This window comes from Acidovorax sp. SRB_24 (assembly GCF_012931925.1).
The window spans coordinates 19,909-23,916 of sequence record NZ_MWOM01000035.1 but is presented as its reverse complement, the minus strand read 5'-3'; the positions used below and the strand labels follow the sequence as shown (position 1 = coordinate 23,916).

Sequence of the window (4,008 nt, the reverse complement as noted above, 5' to 3'; positions counted from 1 at the left end):
GAGCTGAGCACGCCCGAGCCCTGGTTGCCCACGGCGTGCACCTGCAGCGTGCCATCGGGCGCGGTGCCCACGCGGCCGCGCTGGAATTCGGTGCGGCCCGCCTTCTTGCGGATGGCCTGGGCGCTGACTGCGCGCAGCAGCGGTGGCGCGGCGTGCGTGCTGCCCATCATGCGCAGCAGGGCGGGGCGCACAAAAGCGAGAAAGGCCACCATCACCGCCACGGGGTTGCCGGGCAGGCCGAACAGGACGGCGCCGCGCCGGCCGTGTGGGCTATGGTTTTGATAGCTGTCAGCGCTTGTGGGGTAAGCGCTGGAGGCCGATTTGGCGTGAATTTCACCGCGCGGGATGCGGCCCACCGCCATCGGGCGGCCCGGGCGCATGGCGATATGCCAGAAGGCCATCTCGCCGAGCTGGTGCATCAGGGCGCGCGTGTGGTCGGCCTCGCCGACGCCGACGCCGCCGCTGGTGATGATGGCGTCGGCCTGCTGCGCGGCCGAGCGCAAGGCGCTTTTGAGTTGCGCGGGTTCGTCGCGCACCTGGCCCAGGTCGAGCACTTCCACGCCCAGCCGCGTGAGCAGGCCGAACAGGGTGTAGCGGTTGCTGTCGTAGACCGCGCCTTCGCGCGGCGCGTCGCCCAGGCCGAGGATTTCGTTGCCGGTCGAAAAATAGGCCACGCGCAGCCGGCGGCAGACCGTCACGGTTTTCAGGCCCAGGCTGGCCACCAGCCCCAGGGCAGCGGGCGTGAGCAGCGCGCCTCGGGAGAGTGCCACGCTGCCTTCCATCAGGTCTTCGCCCTTGAAGCGGCGGTTGTCGCCGGCGCGCAGCACATCGGCGGCGATCGCGATGTGCTCGCCCGCGGCGTCGGCGCGGGCCTGCGCGAACTCTTGCGGCACGACGGTGTCGAGGCCCGCGGGCATGACGGCGCCGGTCATGATCTTCACGCACTCGCCCGGGCCCACCCGGCCGCGCCAGGCCGCGCCCGCAAAGGCCTTGCCGACCACGCGCAACGCCAGCGGCGCGCCGGCCACGAGCTGGCGGCCGTCGAAGGCGTAGCCGTCCATGGCCGAGTTGTCGTGCGGCGGCACGCTCAGCGGCGAGACCACGTCGTGCGCGAGCACGCGGCCCAGGGCATCGCAAATGCCCAGTTCCTCGGTGCCTTCGACGGGCTGGACGAGGCGCTGCAGGAAGGCCGCCGCGTCGCTCGCGCGCAGCGCCTGGGGGGCGTAGCCTGGCAGCTCGGCGGCAATCTGGGCAAGGGTTTTCATGGGGCGGCGCGGATCAGGGTGGGCAGGGGCAGCAGCATGTGGACCTTGTCGTAGCCCACGCCGTCGACCACGATGGCGTTGGGGTGCCGGCCCCAGGCGCGAAAGCCCGCTTCTTCGTACAGGCGCTGGGCGCTGTCGTTGCCGGCGGTCACGGTGAGGTCGAGCTGGCGCAGTCCGGGCAGGCGCTCGGCCGCGGCAATGCAGGCCGCCAGCAGCTGGCGCGCCAGGCCCTGGCGCTGGGCGGCGGGCGCCACCATCATGCCGAGCACGGTGGCGCGGTGCCGCTCCTTGCGGCGCTGCGCGCGTTCGCAGCCGACGCAGCCGAGCAGCTGGCCCGCCGCATCGAAGGCCCCGAGAAAGAACAGGCCGCTGGCGGGCGCGCCCAGGCGCGGCGCGAATTCGCTGGCCGCCAGGGCCACCGAGGATTCGTGGTCGGACGTGAAGGCCGTGGGCGCGCGGCGCAGCATGTCGTCGCGCAGCGCCTTGTAGGCCGGGGCGTCGCTGGGCGTCAGCGGGCGGATGTGGGTGTTCATGGTGCCAACGGGGGGGCAGCGCCACGCGTGTCTTGTGCGTCAACCATGGCGTGTCGGCTTTCCGTGGTCTGCCCGGGTGCAGGGCGTGCCGCTTCAGCCACCGATGTAGCTCATCTCCACGCGCCGCACGCCCGGGCCCGCGTCGGCCGGCAGGCTGCTGCGCAGCTCGGAATAGCGGTCGCTGCGCCCCTGCCAGATGCCGGCAATGGCCGCGGCCAGCGCCGTGTCGTCGGCGCCGCCGCGCAGCAGGCCGCGCAGGTCGTAGCCTTGGGTGGCGAACAGACACAGGTAGACCTTGCCTTCGGTGGACAGGCGGGCGCGGTTGCAGTCGTGGCAGAAGGCCTGCGTGACGCTGCTGATCAGGCCGATCTCGCCGAGCGCCGGGTCGTGGCGGCCGCTGGCATCGGCCCAGCCCCAGCGCTCGGCGGTTTCGCCCGGCGCGGTGGGCTGCAGCGCCACCAGTGGCAGCTCGGCCTGCAGGCGCGCGATCAGTTCCTTCGAGGGCAGCACCTCGTCCATGCGCCAGCCATTGGTGGCGCCCACGTCCATGTATTCGATGAAGCGCAGCGCCGTGCCGGTGCCGCGAAAATGCCGCGCCATGGGCAGGATCTGCTGGTCGTTGGTGCCGCGCTTGACCACCATGTTGACCTTGATGCCGGTGAGGCCGGCGGCGTGCGCGGCCTCAATGCCGGCGAGCACATCGGCCACCGGAAAGTCGACATCGTTCATGCGCCGGAACACCGCGTCGTCGAGGCCGTCGAGGCTCACGGTGACGCGGTTGAGGCCGGCCTCCTTGAGCGCGCGCGCCTTGCGCGCCAGCAGCGAGCCGTTGGTGGTGAGCGTGAGGTCGGGTGGCGTGCCGTCGACGGTGCGCAGCTCGGCGAGCTGGGCGATCAGGTCCTCGATGTTCTTGCGCAGCAGCGGCTCGCCGCCGGTGAGGCGGATCTTGCGCACGCCGTGGGCCAGAAACTGCCGCGCCAGCCGCGTGATCTCTTCAAAGCTCAGCAGCGCCTGGTGCGGCAGGTAGGCATAGTCCTTGTCGAAGACTTCCTTGGGCATGCAGTAGCTGCAGCGGAAGTTGCAGCGGTCGGTGACGCTGATGCGCAGGTCGCGCAGCGGGCGCCCGAGCGCGTCGGAGAGCCGACCCGGAGAGACCGGGGAATGCCGGGGCCGCGGAGGCTGGAGGGCCGCCAGGCGCTGGTCCACAAGGGGGATGACACGTTCAGCCATGCTGTGATTCTGCCCCACTTGGTCCATGCAGGAATGGCCTGCCGTCGCAGGGGCTTGACCGAGGTCAAGGAGAGGGGCGGAAGCTCAGACGCAGCGCGCGCCGTCGACCTCGATGCACACGCCGCTGATGAAGGCGGCCTCGTCGCTGGCCAGGTACAGCGCGGCATTGGCCACGTCGAGCGCGGTGGAGAAGCGCCCGAGCGGAATGGTGGCGAGAAATCGGGCGCGGCGCGCCTCGTCCACCGGGCCGCCCGCGAACTCGGCGGCCAGGCCGGTGTCGGGGTTGAATACCGGGTTGATGCAGTTGACGCGGATGTTGTCGGGGCCCAGCTCGGCGGCCATCGACTTGCTGGTGGTGATGACGGCGCCCTTGGAGCCGTTGTACCAGGTCAGGCCCGGGCGCGGGCGCAGGCCGGCCGTGGAGGCGATGTGGATGAAGCTGCCGCCGCTGCCGCCCGGGTTGGCGCGCATGGCCGGCACGGCGTGGATGGCCGAGAGGTAGATGCTCTTGACGTTGATCGCATAGACCTTGTCGAACTCGTCCTCGCCCACTTCGAGCATCGGGCGGTTGCGGTGCGTCCAGCCGGCGTTGTTGACGACCACGTCGAGCCGGCCGAAGCGGTGCACGGCTTCATGGACCAGCGCCTTGACCTGGGCCGAGTCGGTCACGTCGGCCTCGAAGAAGGAGGCCGTGCCACCGGCCGCCGTGATCTCGGCCACCACGCGCTGGCCACCGGCGGCGTTGATGTCGGCGACGACGACGCGGGCGCCTTCGGCGGCCAGGCGCTTGGCGATGCCCTCGCCAATGCCGTTGCCGGCGCCGGTGACGATGGTGGATTTGTTCTGTGCGCGCATCGGTTTTGTCTCCTGGAATAGTTCAAATAGGATAGCGTCTTACGCTGGACAGGAAAGAGTTTGGGGCAGATTTCGCCGGATGGATGGCCCCGGTCACTGCGCTTCTGTGGTGGCGGGTGTGGGGG

Annotated in this window: 4 protein-coding genes; all 4 read right to left on the bottom strand. The window is 70.8% G+C overall.

Translation table 11 applies throughout. The features are described 5' to 3' along the window. The coding region (glp, locus tag B2J89_RS13055) for a gephyrin-like molybdotransferase Glp (RefSeq protein WP_169169536.1) at positions 1-1,265 on the bottom strand (1,265 nt) is incomplete at its 3' end. Then, on the bottom strand, positions 1,262-1,798 hold the full coding sequence (locus B2J89_RS13050) for a GNAT family N-acetyltransferase (protein ID WP_169169524.1): 537 nt from the start codon (positions 1,796-1,798) through the stop codon (positions 1,262-1,264). The genes glp and B2J89_RS13050, both read right to left, overlap by 4 nt. Positions 1,799-1,891: 93 nt before the next feature. Next, positions 1,892-3,028: a GTP 3',8-cyclase MoaA gene (moaA, locus tag B2J89_RS13045; protein WP_169169523.1), complete on the bottom strand. Its 1,137-nt coding sequence runs from the start codon at positions 3,026-3,028 to the stop codon at positions 1,892-1,894. An 84-nt stretch (positions 3,029-3,112) separates the two neighbouring features. Next, complete coding sequence (locus B2J89_RS13040) at positions 3,113-3,883, bottom strand: SDR family oxidoreductase (RefSeq protein ID WP_169169522.1); 771 nt, start codon at positions 3,881-3,883, stop codon at positions 3,113-3,115. Positions 3,884-4,008 lie beyond the last annotated feature (125 nt).